General features: G+C 74.5%; 16 protein-coding genes. 10 read left to right on the top strand and 6 right to left on the bottom strand.

Features of this window, described 5'->3' with window-relative positions; genetic code table 11:
- The first annotated feature begins 5 nt into the window (after positions 1-5).
- Positions 6-1,169, top strand: coding sequence for a steroid 3-ketoacyl-CoA thiolase (locus B0I33_RS01890; protein WP_106176723.1), 1,164 nt, complete (start codon positions 6-8; stop codon positions 1,167-1,169).
- A gap of 93 nt (positions 1,170-1,262) precedes the next feature.
- Here B0I33_RS01890 and B0I33_RS01885 read toward each other — a convergent pair whose 3' ends face one another.
- Together B0I33_RS01885 and B0I33_RS01880 are read right to left on the bottom strand one after the other, a co-directional pair.
- Entirely contained in the window at positions 1,263-2,168 is a 906-nt protein-coding gene (locus B0I33_RS01885) for an SDR family oxidoreductase (protein WP_106176722.1), read from the bottom strand.
- Positions 2,165-2,947, bottom strand: coding sequence for an SDR family oxidoreductase (locus B0I33_RS01880; protein ID WP_106176721.1), 783 nt, complete (start codon positions 2,945-2,947; stop codon positions 2,165-2,167). Before B0I33_RS01880 ends, B0I33_RS01885 begins: the two co-directional genes overlap by 4 nt.
- An 86-nt stretch (positions 2,948-3,033) precedes the next feature.
- Between B0I33_RS01880 and B0I33_RS01875 the strand changes: the two genes are divergently transcribed.
- The 4 genes from B0I33_RS01875 to B0I33_RS01855 all read left to right on the top strand — a co-directional run bounded on the left by B0I33_RS01875 (position 3,034) and on the right by B0I33_RS01855 (position 6,848).
- On the top strand, positions 3,034-3,783 hold the full coding sequence (locus B0I33_RS01875) for an enoyl-CoA hydratase family protein (RefSeq protein ID WP_106176720.1): 750 nt from the start codon (positions 3,034-3,036) through the stop codon (positions 3,781-3,783).
- On the top strand, positions 3,783-4,646 hold the full coding sequence (locus B0I33_RS01870) for a CoA transferase subunit A (protein ID WP_106176719.1): 864 nt from the start codon (positions 3,783-3,785) through the stop codon (positions 4,644-4,646). The genes B0I33_RS01875 and B0I33_RS01870 overlap by 1 nt, the downstream gene beginning before the upstream one ends.
- Positions 4,647-5,034: 388 nt before the next feature.
- Entirely contained in the window at positions 5,035-5,784 is a 750-nt protein-coding gene (locus B0I33_RS01860) for a CoA-transferase subunit beta (RefSeq protein ID WP_106176717.1), read from the top strand.
- Positions 5,785-5,789: 5 nt separating this feature from the next.
- Positions 5,790-6,848: an NAD(P)H-dependent flavin oxidoreductase gene (locus B0I33_RS01855; RefSeq protein WP_106177004.1), complete on the top strand. Its 1,059-nt coding sequence runs from the start codon at positions 5,790-5,792 to the stop codon at positions 6,846-6,848.
- A gap of 43 nt (positions 6,849-6,891) precedes the next feature.
- Here B0I33_RS01855 and B0I33_RS01850 read toward each other — a convergent pair whose 3' ends face one another.
- The 4 genes from B0I33_RS01850 to B0I33_RS01835 are packed head-to-tail and all read right to left on the bottom strand — an operon-like array spanning position 6,892 to position 10,589.
- A complete protein-coding gene (locus tag B0I33_RS01850; RefSeq protein ID WP_106176716.1) occupies positions 6,892-8,043 on the bottom strand; it encodes an acetyl-CoA C-acetyltransferase in 1,152 nt (383 codons plus the stop codon).
- 10 nt (positions 8,044-8,053) lie between these two features.
- Positions 8,054-8,656, bottom strand: a complete 603-nt coding sequence (locus tag B0I33_RS01845; RefSeq protein WP_245900386.1) for a TetR/AcrR family transcriptional regulator — start codon at positions 8,654-8,656, stop codon at positions 8,054-8,056.
- Between the two features lie 8 nt (positions 8,657-8,664).
- Positions 8,665-9,441: an SDR family oxidoreductase gene (locus tag B0I33_RS01840; RefSeq protein ID WP_106176714.1), complete on the bottom strand. Its 777-nt coding sequence runs from the start codon at positions 9,439-9,441 to the stop codon at positions 8,665-8,667.
- Positions 9,438-10,589 (bottom strand): acyl-CoA dehydrogenase family protein, encoded by a 1,152-nt coding sequence (locus B0I33_RS01835; protein ID WP_106176713.1) that lies wholly within the window; start codon positions 10,587-10,589, stop codon positions 9,438-9,440. Before B0I33_RS01835 ends, B0I33_RS01840 begins: the two co-directional genes overlap by 4 nt.
- Positions 10,590-10,677: 88 nt before the next feature.
- On the opposite strand from B0I33_RS01835, the gene B0I33_RS01830 reads away from it, so the two are divergent.
- From B0I33_RS01830 to B0I33_RS01810, 5 genes are read left to right on the top strand one after another with little or no spacing between them, the layout of a single operon-like run.
- Entirely contained in the window at positions 10,678-12,213 is a 1,536-nt protein-coding gene (locus B0I33_RS01830) for a FadD3 family acyl-CoA ligase (protein ID WP_106177003.1), read from the top strand.
- Positions 12,210-13,055, top strand: a complete 846-nt coding sequence (locus B0I33_RS01825; protein ID WP_106176712.1) for an enoyl-CoA hydratase — start codon at positions 12,210-12,212, stop codon at positions 13,053-13,055. The genes B0I33_RS01830 and B0I33_RS01825 overlap by 4 nt, the downstream gene beginning before the upstream one ends.
- Positions 13,056-13,058: 3 nt before the next feature.
- Complete coding sequence (locus B0I33_RS01820; protein ID WP_106176711.1) at positions 13,059-14,195, top strand: acyl-CoA dehydrogenase family protein; 1,137 nt, start codon at positions 13,059-13,061, stop codon at positions 14,193-14,195.
- Positions 14,192-15,160, top strand: coding sequence for an acyl-CoA dehydrogenase family protein (locus tag B0I33_RS01815; protein ID WP_106176710.1), 969 nt, complete (start codon positions 14,192-14,194; stop codon positions 15,158-15,160). The genes B0I33_RS01820 and B0I33_RS01815 overlap by 4 nt, the downstream gene beginning before the upstream one ends.
- Positions 15,157-16,200 (top strand): acyl-CoA dehydrogenase family protein, encoded by a 1,044-nt coding sequence (locus B0I33_RS01810; protein ID WP_106176709.1) that lies wholly within the window; start codon positions 15,157-15,159, stop codon positions 16,198-16,200. Before B0I33_RS01815 ends, B0I33_RS01810 begins: the two co-directional genes overlap by 4 nt.
- Positions 16,201-16,219 lie beyond the last annotated feature (19 nt).

Genomic DNA, 16,219 nt, shown 5'->3' with positions numbered 1-16,219 from the left:
TGCCCGTGGGAAGTCCCGTCATCGTCGAGGCCGTCCGCACCCCGATCGGCAAGCGTCGCGGCTGGCTGACCGGACTGCACGCCGCCGAGCTGCTGGGCGCGGCGCAGCGGGCCCTGCTCGACCGCGCCGGCCTCGACCCCGCGCTCGTGGAGCAGGTGATCGGCGGGTGCGTCACGCAGGCAGGCGAGCAGGCGGGCAACGTGACCCGCACCGCGTGGCTGCACGCGGGACTGCCCCAGGAGTGCGGCGCGACGACGATCGACGCGCAGTGCGGGTCCGCCCAGCAGGCCACGCACCTGGTGGCGGGCCTGGTGGCCGGCGGGACCATCGACATCGGCATCGCCTGCGGGGTGGAGGCGATGAGCCGGGTGCCGCTGGGCGCCAACCGCGGCACCGACGTCGGCGCGCCCAAGCCGGACTCGTGGTCGATCGACCTGCCCAACCAGTACGCCGCGGCCGAACGGATCGCGCAGCGGCGGGGCCTGACCAGGGCCGAGGTCGACGCGTTCGGGCTGGCCTCGCAGCGGAAGGCCGCCGCCGCGTGGGCGGAGGACCGGTTCGCGCGCGAGGTGGCGCCCGTCAAGGCGCCGGTGCTCGACGACGAGGGCCGGCCGACCGGTGAGACGCGCCTGGTGCACCGCGACCAGGGTCTGCGGGAGACCTCCCTCGACGCGCTCGGCGCGCTCAAGCCCGTGCTCGAGGGCGGGGTGCACACCGCGGGCACGTCCTCCCAGATCTCCGACGGCGCCTCGGCCGTGCTGGTGATGGACGCGGACCGGGCCCGCGCGCTGGGCCTGCGGCCGAGGGCGCGGATCGTCGCGCAGGCGCTCGTCGGCGCCGAACCGTACTACCACCTGGACGGTCCCGTGCAGGCCACCGAGCGGGTGCTGCACCGGGCCGGGATGTCCATCGCCGACCCGGACCTGTTCGAGGTCAACGAGGCGTTCGCCGCGGTGGTGCTGTCCTGGCAGCGGGCGCACCAGCCGGACCAGGACCGCGTCAACGTCAACGGTGGCGCGATCGCCCTCGGGCATCCCGTGGGCAGCACGGGCACGCGGCTGCTCACCACCGCGCTGCACGAGCTGGAGCGCCGCGACGCGGCCACCGCCCTGGTGACGATGTGCGCCGGCGGCGCCCTGTCCACCGCCACCATCCTCGAACGCCTCTGACCAGCCCCCCGGGGCGCCTCCAGCAGTGAATGGCTCATTGCCTGCGTCGAGCGCGGGCAATGAGCCATTCACTGCGGACGGGCCGGGATGCGCTCACGCGCCGTAGACGGGTTCCGGCTCCGGGGCCTCGGCGAGAAGTCCCGCCACGACCGGGCCCAGCTCGTCCGGCCGCCAGCGCGCCCCCTTGTCCTGCCGGGGGCCGTGCCGCCAGCCGTCCATCAGGCACACGCGCCCGCCGTCGACCTCGAACACCCGGCCCGTCACGGCCGCCGACCCGGTGCTGCCGAGCCACACCACGAGCGGCGACACGTTCTCCGGTGCCATCGCGTCGAACCCATCCTCGGGAGCGGCCATGTCGTCGGCGAAGGTCCGCTCGGTCATCCGGGTGCGGGCGGCGGGGGCGATCGCGTTCACCGTGACGCCGTAGCGGGCCAGTTCGGCGGCGGCGACCGTGGTCAGCCCCGCGATTCCCGCCTTGGCCGCCGTGTAGTTGCCCTGCCCGACGCTGCCGAGCAGGCCGGCGCCGGAGCTGGTGTTGATCACGCGGGCGTCCGGAGTCCGGCCCGCCTTCGCCTCGCCGCGCCAGTACGCGGCGGCGTGCCGCAGCGGCGCGAAGTGCCCCTTCAGGTGCACGCGCAGCACCGCGTCCCACTCCTCCTCGGCGAGGTTCACCAGCATCCGGTCGCGCAGGAAGCCGGCGTTGTTGACGAGCACGTCCAGCCCGCCGAACGTCTCCACCGCGGTGCGCACCAGCCGCTCGGCACCGGCCCAGTCGGCCACGTCGTCGGTGCTGGCCACCGCCTTGCCGCCCGCGGCCTCGATCTCGGCCACGACGGCCTGCGCAGGCCCGCCGGAGTTCCCGCTGCCGTCGAGCGCGGCGCCGATGTCGTTGACCACCACCCGCGCACCCTCCCGGGCGAACGCGAGTGCGTGTGCCCGCCCGATGCCGCGCCCGGCGCCGGTGACGATCACGACCCGGCCGTCGACGATTCCGCTCACGTTGACTCCCTTGCTGTACTCGCCGCCTGGAAGGCGGGCAGCTCTCCCCCGCCGTGCACGGCCAGCGCGGCACCGGACACGTACGACGCCAGCGGCGAGGCGAGGAACACCGCGCACGTGCCCACCTCGTCCGGTTCGGCGAGGCGGCCCAGCGGCACGGTGGCGGCCACCGCCGCGATCCCCCGCTCGTCGCCGTAGTGCAGGTGCGCCTGCTCGGTGCGGACCATCCCGACGGTCAGCGCGTTGACCCGCACCTTGGGCGCCCACTCGACGGCGAGGCTCCCGGTCAGGCTGGCCAGCCCGGCCTTGGCGGCGCCGTAGGAGGCGGTGCCCGGGGACGGCCGCGTGCCGCTGACGCTGCCGACGTTGACGATCGCGCCGCCGGAGTCCTGGTGCTGCATCACCGCGTTGGCGAACCGCGCCAGGTTCAGCGGCGCCAGCAGGTTGAGGGCCACCACCTTGGCGTGGAAGTTCGGCGAGGCGGCCGCGGCCTCGGCGTAGGGCGCGCCCCCGGCGTTGTTGACGAGCACGTCGAGCCTGCCGTGCCGCGCCGCGGTCTCCCCCACCAGCCGCTCGGCCTCGGTGGTCTCGCGCACGTCGCACGCCGTGAACTCGGCGGTGCGGCCCGCCGCCGCGACCGGGTCGTCCGGTGGCCGCCGCGCGCACGTCACCACCGTGGCGCCGGCGCGCAGGAACGCCCGGGTGATGCCCGCTCCCACGCCCCGGACGCCGCCGGTGACCAGCACCACGGCACCGTCGAGCCCGAACCCGCCGCGCATCTCGGCATCAGTCACCTCGCCAACCTACCAAGCAAGTGCTAGGTTTGTAACCCGTTCTACCCCCGGCACGCGGAAGGGACGCGCGCATGGCCATCACCACCACGCACCCGGAACCGGGCGTGACCGTCGTGACCGTGGACGCCCCGCCGGTGAACGCGCTGACCGTGCGCGGCTGGTTCGACCTGGCGCGCGCGATCACGGCCGCGGGCGAGAACCCGGACAGCCACGTCGTCGTGCTGCGCGCCGAGGGCCGCGGCTTCAACGCGGGCGTGGACATCAAGGAGATCCAGGCCGACCCCGGCTACGGCGCGCTGATCGGGGCCAACCAGGGCTGCGCGGCGGCGTTCGCGGCGGTGTACGACTGCGCGGTGCCCGTGGTGGCGGCCGTGCACGGCTTCTGCCTCGGCGGCGGCATCGGGCTCGTCGGCAACGCGGACGTGGTGGTGGCGGCCGACGACGCGACGTTCGCACTGCCCGAAGTGGACCGTGGCGCGCTCGGCGCGGCCACCCACCTGGCCCGGCTCGTACCCCAGCACCTGATGCGCGTGCTGTACTACACGGCGGGCACCGTCGACGCGCACCAGCTGCACCACCACGGTTCCGTGTACCGCGTGGTGCCCCCGTCCGAACTGGACGGTGCCGCGCTTGAGGTGGCGCGCGTGATCGCCGCGAAGGACACCCGGGTCATCCGGGCGGCCAAGCAGGCCATCAACGGCATCGACGTGCAGCCGGTGCACCGCAGCTACCGCTTCGAGCAGGGGTTCACCTTCGAGCTCAACCTCGCGGGCGTCTCCGACGGCGCCCGGCAGCAGTTCCTCGACGGCAAAGGACAGTGATGGCCGACAAGCGGATGACCGCGGACGAGGTGGTCGCCGAGCTCTCCGACGGCATGACGATCGGGATCGGCGGCTGGGGCTCGCGCCGCAAGCCGATGGCGCTGGTGCGGGCGATCCTGCGCTCGTCGCTGACCGACCTGACGGTGGTGTCCTACGGCGGCCCCGACGTCGGCCTGCTGGCCTCGGCGGGCCGGATCCGCAGGCTCGTGTTCGGCTTCGTCACACTCGACTCGATCCCGTACGACCCGTGGTTCGGCCGCGTCCGGGAGGCCGGGTCGATCGAGGTGACCGAGTACGACGAGGGGGTGCTGGGCACGGCGCTGTCGGCGGCGGCCAAACGGCTGCCGTTCCTGCCGACGCGCGCCGGGCTCGGCTCCGCGGTCACCGAGCTCAACCCGGGCCTGCGGACGGTGCGCTCCCCCTACGCCGACGGCGAGGAGCTGCTCGCGGTGCCCGCGCTGCGGCTGGACGCGGCGCTGGTGCACCTCCACCGCGCCGACGCACGGGGCAACGCGCAGTACCTCGGGCCGGACCCGTACTTCGACGACGTGTTCGCGCTGGCCGCCGACCGCTGTTTCGTGTCGGCGGAGCGGATCGTGGACACCGCCGACCTGACCAGGGAGGGGCCCGTGCAGAGCCTGCTGCTGCACCGCGGCTGCGTCGACGGCGTGGTCGAGACGCCGGGTGGGGCGCACTTCACGACGGCGGCGCCCGACTACGGCCGCGACGAGCGATTCCAGCGGCACTACGCGGCGGCCGCGAAGGACCCCGACGCGTGGCCGTCCTTCGTGGACCGGTTCCTGTCCGGCGACGAGGCGCACTACCAGGCGGAGGTCCGCAAGTTCGCCGAGGAGGCGGTATGAGGACGGCGATGTCCCCACTGTGGCTTTGGGTGCGTCCCGCGCACCCAATGTGGCGTTCGGTGCATCCCACGCACCCAATGTGGCGTTCGGTACGTCCCGCGCACCCAATGCGGCACCCGGTGCATCCCACGCACCCAATGCGGCGTTCGGTACGTCCCGCGCACCCAATGCGGCACCCGGTGCATCCCACGCACCCAATGCGGCGTTCGGTACGTCCCGCGCACCCAATGCGGCACCCGGTGCATCCCACGCACCCAATGCGGCGTTCGGTACGTCCCGCGCACCCAATGCGGCACCCGGTGCATCCCGCGCACCCAATGTGGCGTTCGGTGCGTTCAGCGCACCCAATGCCACATTGGGGAGCCACCCGGGGTGGGGGTGAGCGGGCGTGAGCGAGGCGACCAGGGCCGAGGTGTGCGCGGTGGCGTGCGCGGAACTGTTCCGCGGCGACGGCGAGATCGTGGCCAGCCCGATGGGGCTGCTGCCCTCGCTCGGGGCCCGGCTCGCCCGGCTGACCTTCGAGCCCGGCCTGCTGCTCTCCGACGGGGAAGCCTGCCTGCTGGCCAACACGCCCGGCCTCGGCGCGGCGGACGAGCCGGTGGTCGAGGGCTGGCAGCCGTTCCGGGCCGTCCTGGAGACGGTGGTGCCGAGGGGGCGGCGGCACGTGGTGATGGGCGCCAACCAGCTGGACCGGCACGGCAACCAGAACATCTCCGCGATCGGCGACCACGCCCGGCCGGCCAAGCAGCTGCTCGGCGTCCGGGGCGGCCCGGGCAACACCGTCAACCACCGCACGAGCTACTGGGTGCCCCGGCACGGCAGGCGGGTGTTCGTGGAGCACGTCGACGTGGTGTCCGGGGTGGGCTTCGCCCGCGCCCGGCAGGTGGGCGCGCGGTTCCACGACGTGCACCGCGTGGTGACCAACCTCGGCGTGCTCGACTTCGGCGGCCCCGGCCACGCGCCCCGGCTGCGGTCGGTGCACCCGGGCGTGACCGTCGCCGAGGTCGAGGAGAGCACCGGGTTCCCGCTCGACACGACGGGAACCACCGAGACCCGCCCGCCCACCGCGGAGGAGCTGCGGCTGCTGCGGGAGGTCCTCGACCCGAAGGCACTGCGGGAGAGGGAAGTGCCCTCGTGACCGCGCTGCGCACCCCGCTGACGGAGCTGACCGGGGTCCGGCATCCGGTGGTGCAGACCGGGATGGGCTGGGTCGCGGGGCCGCGGCTGGTGTCGGCGACCGCCGAGGCGGGCGCGCTGGGCGTCCTCGCGTCGGCCACGATGACGTTCGACGAGCTCGCCGCCGCGGTGCGGGACGTCAAGGAACGCACCGACCGCCCGTTCGGGGTGAACCTGCGGGCCGACGCCGAGGACGCCGACCGCCGGGTGGACCTGCTGATCCGCGAGGGCGTGCGGGTGGCGTCGTTCGCGCTCGCCCCACGCCGGGACATGATCGCGCGGCTGAAGGACGCCGGGGTGGTGGTCATGCCGTCGGTGGGCGCCGCCCGGCATGCCGAGAAGGTCGCCGGCTGGGGCGCGGACGCGGTGATCGTGCAGGGCGGCGAGGGCGGCGGGCACACCGGCGGGGTCGCGACGACCCTGCTGCTGCCGTCGGTGCTGGACGCCGTGGACATCCCCGTGGTCGCGGCGGGCGGGTTCTTCGACGGCAGAGGCCTCGCCGCGGCGCTCGCGTACGGGGCGGCCGGGGTGGCGATGGGCACCCGGTTCCTGCTGACGCGCGAGAGCACGGTCCCGGACGCGGTGAAGCGGGCCTACCTGGAACGCGGTCCGGGCGACACCGTCGTGACGCGGAAGGTGGACGGCCTGCCGCACCGTGTGCTGCGGACCGAGCTGGTGGACTCGCTGGAACGGTCGGGCCGCGTGGCGGGCCTGGCCAGGGCGGTGGCCAACGCGGTGCGGTTCCGCAGGCTCACCGGGGTGTCGTGGCGCGCGCTGGTGCGCGAGGGCCTGGCGCTGCGGCACGAGCGGTCGTGGGCGCAGATCGTGATGGCCGCCAACACGCCGATGCTGCTGCGCGCCGGGCTGGTCGAGGGCGACACCTCGGCGGGCGTGCTGGCGTCCGGGCAGGTGGTGGGACTGCTGGACGACGTGCCGAGCGTGGCCGAGCTGGTGGACGGTATCGTCGCCGACGCCACCGGGATCCTGGCCCGCCTGCCTGCCCTCGTGAGTGGGAAACGTGGTTAGAACAACGTTTCCCACTCACGAGGGCGGGTGAGGCAGGCGCGGGTCAGAGGCGTTCGATGATGGTGACGTTCGCGGTGCCGCCGCCCTCGCACATGGTCTGCAGGCCGTAGCGGCCGCCGCGGCGCTCCAGCTCGTGCAGCAGGGTCGCCAGCAGCTTCGTCCCGGTGGCGCCGATCGGGTGGCCCAGCGCGATGCCGCCGCCGTTGACGTTGACGCGCTCCGGGTCGGCTCCGGTCTCGTCCAGCCAGGCCAGCACCACGCTGGCGAACGCCTCGTTCACCTCGAACAGGTCGATGTCGTCCGCTGTCAGGCCGGTCCGGCGCAGCGCGTGCGCGGTCGCCGGGATGGGCCCGGTGAGCATCCACACCGGATCGGCCGCCCGCACCGAGAGGTGGTGGACGCGCGCCCTCGGCGTCAGCCCGTGCTCCCGCACGAACGACTCCGACGCCAGCAGCGCCGCGCTGGCGCCGTCGGAGATCTGGCTCGCCACGGCCGCCGTCAGCCGGGATCCGGGGTTCAGCGGGGGCAGCCCCGCCATCTTCTCGCGGCTGGTGTCGCGGCGCGGGCCCTCGTCGTGCGCCAGGTCGCCGAACGGCACGGTCTCCGCGGCGAACCGGCCCTCGTCGAGCGCGGCGACCGCCCTGCGGTGACTGGTGTAGGCGTAGGCCTCCATGTCCTCGCGGGAGAGGTCCCAGTGCCGCGCGATCATCTCCGCGCTGGAGAACTGGGAGATCTCGGCGCCGCCGTAGCGCTCCTGCCAGCCTGCCGACCCGGAGAACGGGTCGGCGAACCCGTACTCGCGCCCGGCCAGCATCGCGGCGCTGATCGGGATCCGGCTCATGTTCTGCACGCCCCCGGCCACGACGAGGTCCATCGTGCCGGACAGCACGGCCTGCGCGGCGAAGTGCACCGCCTGCTGGCTCGACCCGCACTGCCGGTCCACCGTCACCCCGGGCACGTGGTCGGGGAAACCCGCCGCGAGCCACGCCGTCCGGGCGATGTTGCCCGCCTGCGGGCCCAGCGTGTCGGTGCAGCCGAGGATCACGTCGTCCACCAGCCCCGGCTCGACACCGGCCCGCTCCACCACCGCCCGCAGCACGTGCGCGCCCAGATCGGCCGGGTGGGCCGCGCTCAGCCCGCCGCCGCGCCTGCCGACCGGCGTGCGGACCGCGTCGAGAAGGTACGCCTCCGCCATCACGACACCTCTACTTCCCCGCCCGGCGCCTGCCGGTGGCGATCCCGTCCAGGAGGATCCCGAGGTACTGCTTCGCCACGGCGTCCGCCGCCAGCGGCCCCTCGGGGTTGTACCAGCGCACGGCCACCCAGACCGTGTCGCGGAGGAACCGGTAGACCAGTTCGACGTCGAGATCCTCCCGGAACACGCCGGCCCGCACCCCGTCGGTGAGGATCCGGTTCCACAGCCGCCGGAACTCCGTGTTGCGCTCGTCCAGGTAGGAGAACCGCTCCGACTGCGCCAGGTGCTTGGCCTCGTTCTGGTAGATCGCGACCTCGTGCGGCCTGCGGTGGATCGCGTCGAACGAGGCCACCACCACCGCCTCCAGGGTCCGGCGCGGCCCCAGCTCCGCCGCCTCGATCTCGGCGTAGGTGCCGAACAGCTCGTCCAGGAATCCCCGCAGGATCTCGTCCGCCATCGACTCCTTCGAGTCGAAGTGGTGGTAGAGGCTGCCGGACAGGATGCCCGCCGCGTCGGCGATGTCGCGCACCGTCGTGGACACGTAGCCGCGCTCGGCGAACAGCCGGGCGGCCAGCGCCAGCAGTTCGGTCCTGCGCGGGGATTCCTTGCTCATCGTGCTCCTCATGGGTGCTGGCTGCTCACGGACACGACCTCGCCGGTCAGGTACGACGCGAGGTCGCTGGCGAGGAACACCATGACGTTGGCGACCTCCCACGGTTCGGCCGCCCGGCCGGAGACCTCGCGCTCGGTGAGCTCGGCGAGCAGTTCCTCCGTGGTGACCTTCGCCAGGAACGGGTGCATCGCCAGGCTCGGCGCCACCGCGTTGACACGGATGCCGTGCGGGGCCACGTCCACGGCCGCGCACCGGGTCAGCGCCATCACCCCGGCCTTGGCCGCCGCGTAGTGCGCCTGCTCGGCCTGTGCCCGCCAGCCGACCACCGACGCGTTGTTCACGATCGCGCCGCCCCCGCCCTGCGCCAGGAACCGCCGGGCCGCGGCCCGCGTGGCGCGGAAGGTGCCGTTGAGGGTGACGTCGACCACGCGCGACCACTCCTCGTCGGTCATGTCCAGGATGGACCTGCTCCCGCCGAGACCCGCGTTGTTCACCAGCACGTCGATGCGGCCGAACCGCCGCACGGCGCCGTCGACGAGGGCCTGGACCTGCTCCTCGGCGGTCACGTCGCACGGGATCGCGTGCACGGCGCCGAGCCCGGCCAGCTCGTCGGCCTTCTCCCCCAGCCTGCGCTCGTGCGCGTCGCTGAGCACGACCGCGGCACCCTCCTCGAGGCACCGCCTGGCGACCGCGGACCCGATCCCGGTGCCCGCCGCCGCGGTGACCACGACGACCTTGTCCCGCAACAGGTTCGCCCCCTGGGGATAGTCCGGCAGCGGGATCACGGTCGCGCCTCCCTCGGCAGGCCGAGCACGCGCTCGGCGATGATGTTGCGCTGGATCTCGTTGGATCCGCCGTAGAGCGTGTCGGCGCGGCTGAACAGGTACAGCCGCTGCCACTCGTCGAGCTCGTACGGTTCGGCCTCGGCGACCAGGGACGCGGCCCCCCGCACGAGCATCGCGAGCTCGCCCAGCGCCCGGTGCCAGTTGGCCCACACCAGTTTGGACACCTCGGCCACACCGGGTGCGGTGTCGCCGAGCGTGCGCACCGCGTGCGCCCGCATCACCTCCAGCCCGGCCCACGCCCGCGCGAGCCGCTCGGCGATCGCCGGGTCGCGCGCGGCCCCGCCGGCCTCGGCCTCCTCGGTGAGGGCCCGCAGCTCCCGCCGGAAGCCCACCTGCTGGCCCAGCGTGGCCACCCCGCGCTCGAACGCCAGCGTGCCGAGCGCGACGCGCCACCCGTCTCCCGGGGCGCCCACGACGAGATCCCGCGCCGTGCGGGCGCCGTCGAAGAACACCTCGTTGAACTCGGAGGTGCCGGTGAGCTGCCGGATCGGGCGCACCTCGACACCCGGCTGCCGCAGCGGCACGAGCAGGTACGACAGGCCGTGGTGGCGCGCCGATCCCGGCTCGGTGCGGGCGAGCACGAAGCACCAGTCGGCCACGTGCGCCAGCGACGTCCACACCTTCTGCCCGGTCACCACCCACTCGTCGCCGTCGAGCGCGGCGGAGGTGGACACCGCGGCGAGGTCGGAGCCCGCGCCGGGCTCGGAGTAGCCCTGGCACCACAGCTCCTCGACGTCCCGGATCGGTGGCAGGAACCGGCGCTGCTGCGCCGGGGTGCCGAACGCGATCAGCGTGGGACCGAGCAGTTCCTGGCCGAGGTGGCTCACCCGGGCGGGAGCCCGTGCCCTGGCGTACTCCTCGTGGAAGATGACCTGCTGTTCCAGGGTGGCGCCGGCCCCGCCGTGCTCGGCAGGCCAGCCGAGGCAGTTCCAGCCCGCGGCGGCGAGATGCCGTTCCCAGGCCACGCGCTCGGCGAACGCCTCGTGCTCGCGGCCGGGACCGCCGAGCCCGCGCAGCGCGGCGAACTCGCCCGTCAGGTTGTCCTCGAGCCAGGTCCGCACCCGCTCCCGGAACTCGTCGTCCCGCAACGGCTTCTCCTCTGTTCGCACCGCGGTCTGTTCAAAACTCGGCGTCGTGCGTAGGCTACCCTACCAAGCACTTGCTAGGGAGATGGTGATGCGCATCGACGAGGACGCGGAGACCGTCCCGGCCGCGCTGGCGCGGGCGGCGCGCCGGTTCCCCGAGCGCGAGGCCGTCGTGGACGGGCCGGTCCGGTTCGACTACGCCGAACTGCACCGGCGCGTGCGCGGCTGCGCGGGCATGCTGGCCGCACGCGGGGTGGCGGCGGGCGACCGGGTCGCCGTCTGCTCCCCCAACACCTGGCACTGGGTGGTCGCCGCGCTGGGCGCCCTGTCCGCGGGCGCCACGCTCGTCCCGGTCAACACCCGCTTCACCGGCCCGGAGATCCGGGACGTCCTCGACCGCAGCCGGGCCGCGGCGCTGTTCGTGGCGGGCCCGTTCCTCGGCACCGACCGGCTCGCGGCCCTGCGCTCGGCGGGCGGCACGCCCCCGCCGACCGTGGTGCGGATTCCCGTCGAGGAACCGCCACGCCCGGAGGAGGGCGTGGTCGAGTGGGCGGACCTGCCCGGTGACGACCCCGCCGCCGGCGCGCGGGCCGAGGCGGTGCGCCCGGACGACGTCGCCGACATCCTGTTCACCTCCGGCACCACCGGCCGCAGCAAGGGCGCGGTGACGAGCCACCGCAGCACGGTCGCCGTCGCCGCGGCGTGGGCCGAGCGCGGCGGGCTCACCGAGGGCGACCGCTACCTCGTCGTGAACCCGTTCTTCCACAGCTTCGGCTACAAGGCCGGCATCGTGGCGGCGCTGCTGCGCGGCGCCACGCTCGTGCCGCAGCCGACGTTCGATCCCGAGGCGGCCCTGCGCGTGATCGAGCGCGAGCGGATCACCGTGTTCCCCGGCGCGCCCACGATCTATCAGATGCTGCTCGACCATCCCGCGCGGGACGTCCACGATCTGTCCAGTCTGCGGCTCGCGGTCACCGGCGCCGCGACCGTCCCGGTCACCCTCGTCGAGCGCATGCGCACCGAGCTGGGTTTCGGCACGGTGCTCACCGCGTACGGGCTCACCGAGGCGGTCGTGGCCACCATGTGCGAGCCCGGCGACGACGTGGAGACCATCGCCCGCACGTCGGGGCGTGCCGCCGCGGGCTTCACCGTGCGCACCGATCCCGGCACCGGCGAGATCCTGCTGCGCGGACCGCACACCATGCTCGGCTACCTCGACGACCCCGCCGCCACGGCCGAGGCGATCGACGCCGAGGGGTGGCTGCACACCGGTGACGTCGGCTCGCTCGACGAGCACGGCAATCTCACGATCACCGACCGCATCAAGGACATGTACGTCTGCGGCGGCTTCAACGTCTACCCCGCCGAGGTCGAGCAGGCGCTCGCCCGGCTCGACGGGGTGGCCGAGTCCGCCGTGGTCGGTGTCCCCGACGACCGGCTCGGCGAGGTCGGCAAGGCGTTCGTCGTGCGCAGGCCCGGCCACGATCTGTCCACTGAGGACGTCGTCACGTTCTGCCGGGAGCGGCTGGCCAACTACAAGGTGCCGCGGCGGGTCGAGTTCACCGGGTCCCTGCCGCGCAACGCCTCGGGCAAGGTGCTGAAACGAGAGCTGAGGGAGAAGGCATGACCGAGACCGTGCGTTACGAGCGCACCGGGCCCGTGGCCGTGGTGACGATGAACCGGCCCGAGTACCGCAACGCGCAGAACTCGGCCATGACCTACGCGCTGGACGCGGCCTTCGCCCGCGCCGTCGACGACGACGAGGTCTCGGTGATCGTGCTCGCCGGCGCGGGCGAGCACTTCTCGGCCGGGCACGACATCGGGTCCCCCGGCCGGGACGCCGACGTCTCCTTCGAACGCAAGGCCGTGCTGTGGTGGGACCACGTCGACAAGGCGGGCGGCGACGCGCGGCTCGCCCGCGAGTCGGAGGTCTACCTCGGCATGTGCCGCCGCTGGCGGGAGATCCCGAAACCGGTGATCGCCGGCGTGCAGGGCGCGTGCGTGGCGGGCGGGCTCATGCTCGCGTGGGTGTGCGACCTGATCGTCGCCGCCGACGACGCCTTCTTCGCCGACCCCGTGGTGCGGATGGGCATCCCGGGTGTCGAGTACTTCGCCCACCCGTGGGTGCTCGGGCCGCGCGCGGCGAAGGAGGTGCTGTTCACCGGCGACCGGTTCGACGCGGAGCAGGCCCTGCGCTGGGGCATGGTGAACCGGGTCGTCCCGCGCGCCCGGCTGGCCGAGGAGACGCGGGCGCTGGCCGAGCGGATCGCCGCCATGCCCCGGTTCGGGCTCGCCCTCGCCAAGAAGGCCGTCAACCAGGCGGAGGACCTGATGGGCCTGCGCAGTGGCATGGACTCGGTGTTCGGGCTGCACCACTTCGCGCACGCGCACAACGCCGAGGTCTCCGGCGGCGACTCGCTCGGCGGGCAGACCGCGCGCTCGATGCGTGAGTCGGGGGGAAAGGGCTGAGCCGTGGACCTGGACCTGGACGAGCACGCCCGCGCGTTCCGCGCCGAGGTGCGCGACTGGCTCGCCGAGCACGTGCCCGGTACGCCACTGCCGTCGTTCGACACGGCGGAGGGCTTCGCGCGGCACCGCGAGTGGGAGGCCCTCCTGGCGGACGCGCGCCTGTCGGCGGTGGCGTGGCCGGAGGAGTACGGCGGGCGGGACGCGAGCCTGCTCGAATGGGTGCTGTTCGAGGAGGAGTACTACGCGGCGGGCGCGCCGGGCCGGGTCAACCAGAACGGGCTGTTCATGCTGGCGCCGACCCTGTTCTCGCACGGCACCGCCGAGCAGCGCCGCCGCGTGCTGCCCCCGATGGCGCGGGGCGAGCAGGTGTGGGCGCAGGCCTGGTCGGAGCCGGACGCGGGCAGTGACATCGCGGCCCTGCGCAGCACGGCCACCCGCACCGACGGCGGCTGGCTGCTGTCCGGGCAGAAGACGTGGAGCTCCCGCGCGGCGTTCGCCGACCGCGCGTTCGGCCTGTTCCGCAGCGACCCGGACAGCGAGCGGCACCGCGGCCTCACCTACGTGATGGTCGACCTGCGGGCCGAGGGGGTGCGGGTGCGCCCGATCGCCCAGCTCGACGGCGAGCCGGGGTTCGCCGAGATCTTCCTCGACGAGGTGTACGTACCCGACGCCGACGTGATCGGCGAGCCGGGCGACGGCTGGCGCGTGGCGATGACCACCGCCAACAACGAGCGCGGGCTCTCGCTGCGCAGCCCCGGCCGCTTCCTCGCCGCCGCGGCCCGGCTGGTGGACCTGTGGCGCCGCGAGGAGGCTGCCGACCCCGCGCTCGCCGGGCGTGTCGCCGACGCCTGGATCGGGGCACGCGCCTACCAGCTCTACACCTACGGCACCGTGACCCGGCTGGCCGAGGGCGCGGAGCTCGGCCCGGAGTCGAGCGTGAACAAGCTGTTCTGGTCACAGCTGGACGTGGCGCTGCACGAGACGGCGCTCGACCTGCTGGGACCGTCGGCCGAGCTGCGCGGGCCGTGGCTGGACGGCTGGCTGTTCGCGCTGGCGGGTCCGATCTACGGCGGCACCGACCAGATCCAGCGCAACACCGTGGCCGAGCGGCTGCTCGGCCTGCCGAGGGGGCCGCGATGAGGTTCGCACTCTCCGCCGAGCAGCGGCAGTTCGCGGAAAGCCTGACCGGCCTGCTGTCCGCCGCCGACGTGGCCACGGTCGCACGGCGGTGGGCGGGCGGCGAGCACGAGCCCGGGCTCAAGCTGTGGCGACGGCTGGCGGAGGTCGGCGTGACCGCGCTGGCCGTGCCCGAGCACCGCGACGGTCTCGGCGCGGGCGCGGTGGAGCTCGTGGTGGCGTTCGAGCGGCTCGGCTACCACGGCGTGCCCGGACCGTGGACCGACACGGCCGCCGCGCTGCCCGCCCTGCTCGACGACGAGCTGCTGGCCGGGGTCGCCGCGGGCGAGACACTCGCGTCGCTGCGCTGGGACCCGCACGTGCCGCACGCGCTGGACGCCGACGTCGCCGACACGCGGATCGCGGTGGACGGCACGGACCTCCGCGTGTTCACCCCGGGCCGGTCGCTGTCCGGTGTGGACGGTTCGCGGCGGCTGTTCGAGGCGGTGCCCGGCGACGTCATCGCGTCCTGCCCGGATCCGGGACGGGCGTTCGACCAGGCCGCGCTGGCGACCGCGGCGCAGCTGCTCGGCGCGGGCCGGTGGCTGCTGGACCGTTCGGTGGACTACGCCAGGCAACGGGTGCAGTACGGCCGCACGATCGGCGAGTTCCAGGCCGTCAAGCACCTGCTCGCCGACGTGGCCACGCGGCTGGAGCTGGCCGGGCCGCTGGTGTACGGCGCCGCGGTGGCACTCGACGCGGGCGGGGACGTGCCGCGCGACGTCTCGGCCGCCCGGGTCGCGGCCGCCGACGCCGCGTACCTCGCGGCGCGCACGGGGCTGCAGGTGCACGGCGCGATCGGCTACACCGCCGAGCACCCGCTGGGCCTGTGGCTGGCGAAGGTGCGGGCGCTGACCGGCACCTGGGGCACCCAGGCGTTCCACCGGAGCCGGGTGCTCACCGCGCTGCGGGCGGGGTCGGTCCGGTGACGTCCGCGGAGGAGCGGGCGGACCTGCGCGCCGCGGTGCGCGCGGTGCTGGAACGGGCCCCGGAGCGGGCGTGGCCACCACTGTGCGAGCAGGTGGGCGTGGCCGGGCTGCTGGTACCCGAGCACTGCGGCGGGCTCGGCGCCGGGCTCGCCGAGGCGGCGGTGGTCGCCGACGAGCTGGGCAGGGGCCTGTCCCCGGCGCCCTTCCTGGGTTCGGCGGTGCTGGCGACGACGCTGCTGGCCGCCGCCGCCGACGACGAGACCCGGTCGCGGCTGCTGCCCGGACTGGCCGAGGGCAGCGTCACGGCCGCGGTGGCGTGGACGGGGCCCGAGGGCCGGTGGGACCCGGACGTGGCCGCGTGCGCCGCGGACGGCGACGTGCTGGACGGCACGGCGCACTACGTGCTCGACGGCGCGGACGCCGACGTGCTGCTCGTGGTCGCCGCGACGGACGACGGCCCCGCCGTGTTCGAGGTGGCCCCCGGCGGCGCGGGGGTGCGGTGCGCGCGGGCGCCCGCGATGGACCAGAGCCGCGCGCTCGCGACCGTCACGCTGACCGGCGCGCGGGGCAGGCGCGTCGCGGGCGCCGGGCGTGCCGCGCTGGCCGGGGCCAGGGACGCCGCATGTGTCGCGCTGGCCGCCGAGCAGGCGGGCGCCGCGGCACGCGCGCTGGAGATCACCGTCGGGTACTGCGCGCAGCGCAGGCAGTTCGGCAGGCCGATCGGCTCGTTCCAGGCGCTCAAACACCGGCTGGCCGACGCGTACGTGCTCGTGCAGACCGCGGCCTCGGCGGCGTACGCCGCGGCCGAGGCCGCCGAGGTGGACCGGCCCCGGCTCGCGGCGGTGGCCAAGGCGCACTGCTCGGAGGCGTTCTCGGCCGTCGCCGCGGAGATGATCCAGCTGCACGGGGGGATCGCGATCACCTGGGAGCACGAGGCGCACCGGTTCTTCAAGCGCGCCCACGGCAGCGCGCAGCTGTTCGGGCAGCCGCACGAGCACCTGGCCCGGCTGCCCGCGCTCGTGGCCGGGGAGACCGGATAATTGGTTTAGACCAGTTGGC

Source organism: Prauserella shujinwangii (assembly GCF_003001955.1).
In the GTDB taxonomy this organism is placed as follows: Bacteria; Actinomycetota; Actinomycetes; order Mycobacteriales; family Pseudonocardiaceae; genus Qaidamihabitans; species Qaidamihabitans shujinwangii.
Note: the sequence above shows the minus strand (reverse complement) of the source record. Positions and strands in the feature narration are given on the sequence as shown.

Bases quoted from the DNA above. Each gene is read 5' to 3' on its own strand.
- B0I33_RS01880 (WP_106176721.1), bottom strand. From the start codon at position 2,947: ATGCGCGGCGGGTTCGGGCTCGACGGTGCCGTGGTGCTGGTCACCGGC.
- B0I33_RS01875 (WP_106176720.1), top strand. From the start codon at position 3,034: ATGGCCATCACCACCACGCACCCGGAACCGGGCGTGACCGTCGTGACC.
- B0I33_RS01870 (WP_106176719.1), top strand. From the start codon at position 3,783: ATGGCCGACAAGCGGATGACCGCGGACGAGGTGGTCGCCGAGCTCTCC.
- B0I33_RS01850 (WP_106176716.1), bottom strand. From the start codon at position 8,043: ATGGCGGAGGCGTACCTTCTCGACGCGGTCCGCACGCCGGTCGGCAGG.
- B0I33_RS01845 (WP_245900386.1), bottom strand. From the start codon at position 8,656: ATGAGCAAGGAATCCCCGCGCAGGACCGAACTGCTGGCGCTGGCCGCC.
- B0I33_RS01830 (WP_106177003.1), top strand. From the start codon at position 10,678: ATGCGCATCGACGAGGACGCGGAGACCGTCCCGGCCGCGCTGGCGCGG.
- B0I33_RS01825 (WP_106176712.1), top strand. From the start codon at position 12,210: ATGACCGAGACCGTGCGTTACGAGCGCACCGGGCCCGTGGCCGTGGTG.
- B0I33_RS01815 (WP_106176710.1), top strand. From the start codon at position 14,192: ATGAGGTTCGCACTCTCCGCCGAGCAGCGGCAGTTCGCGGAAAGCCTG.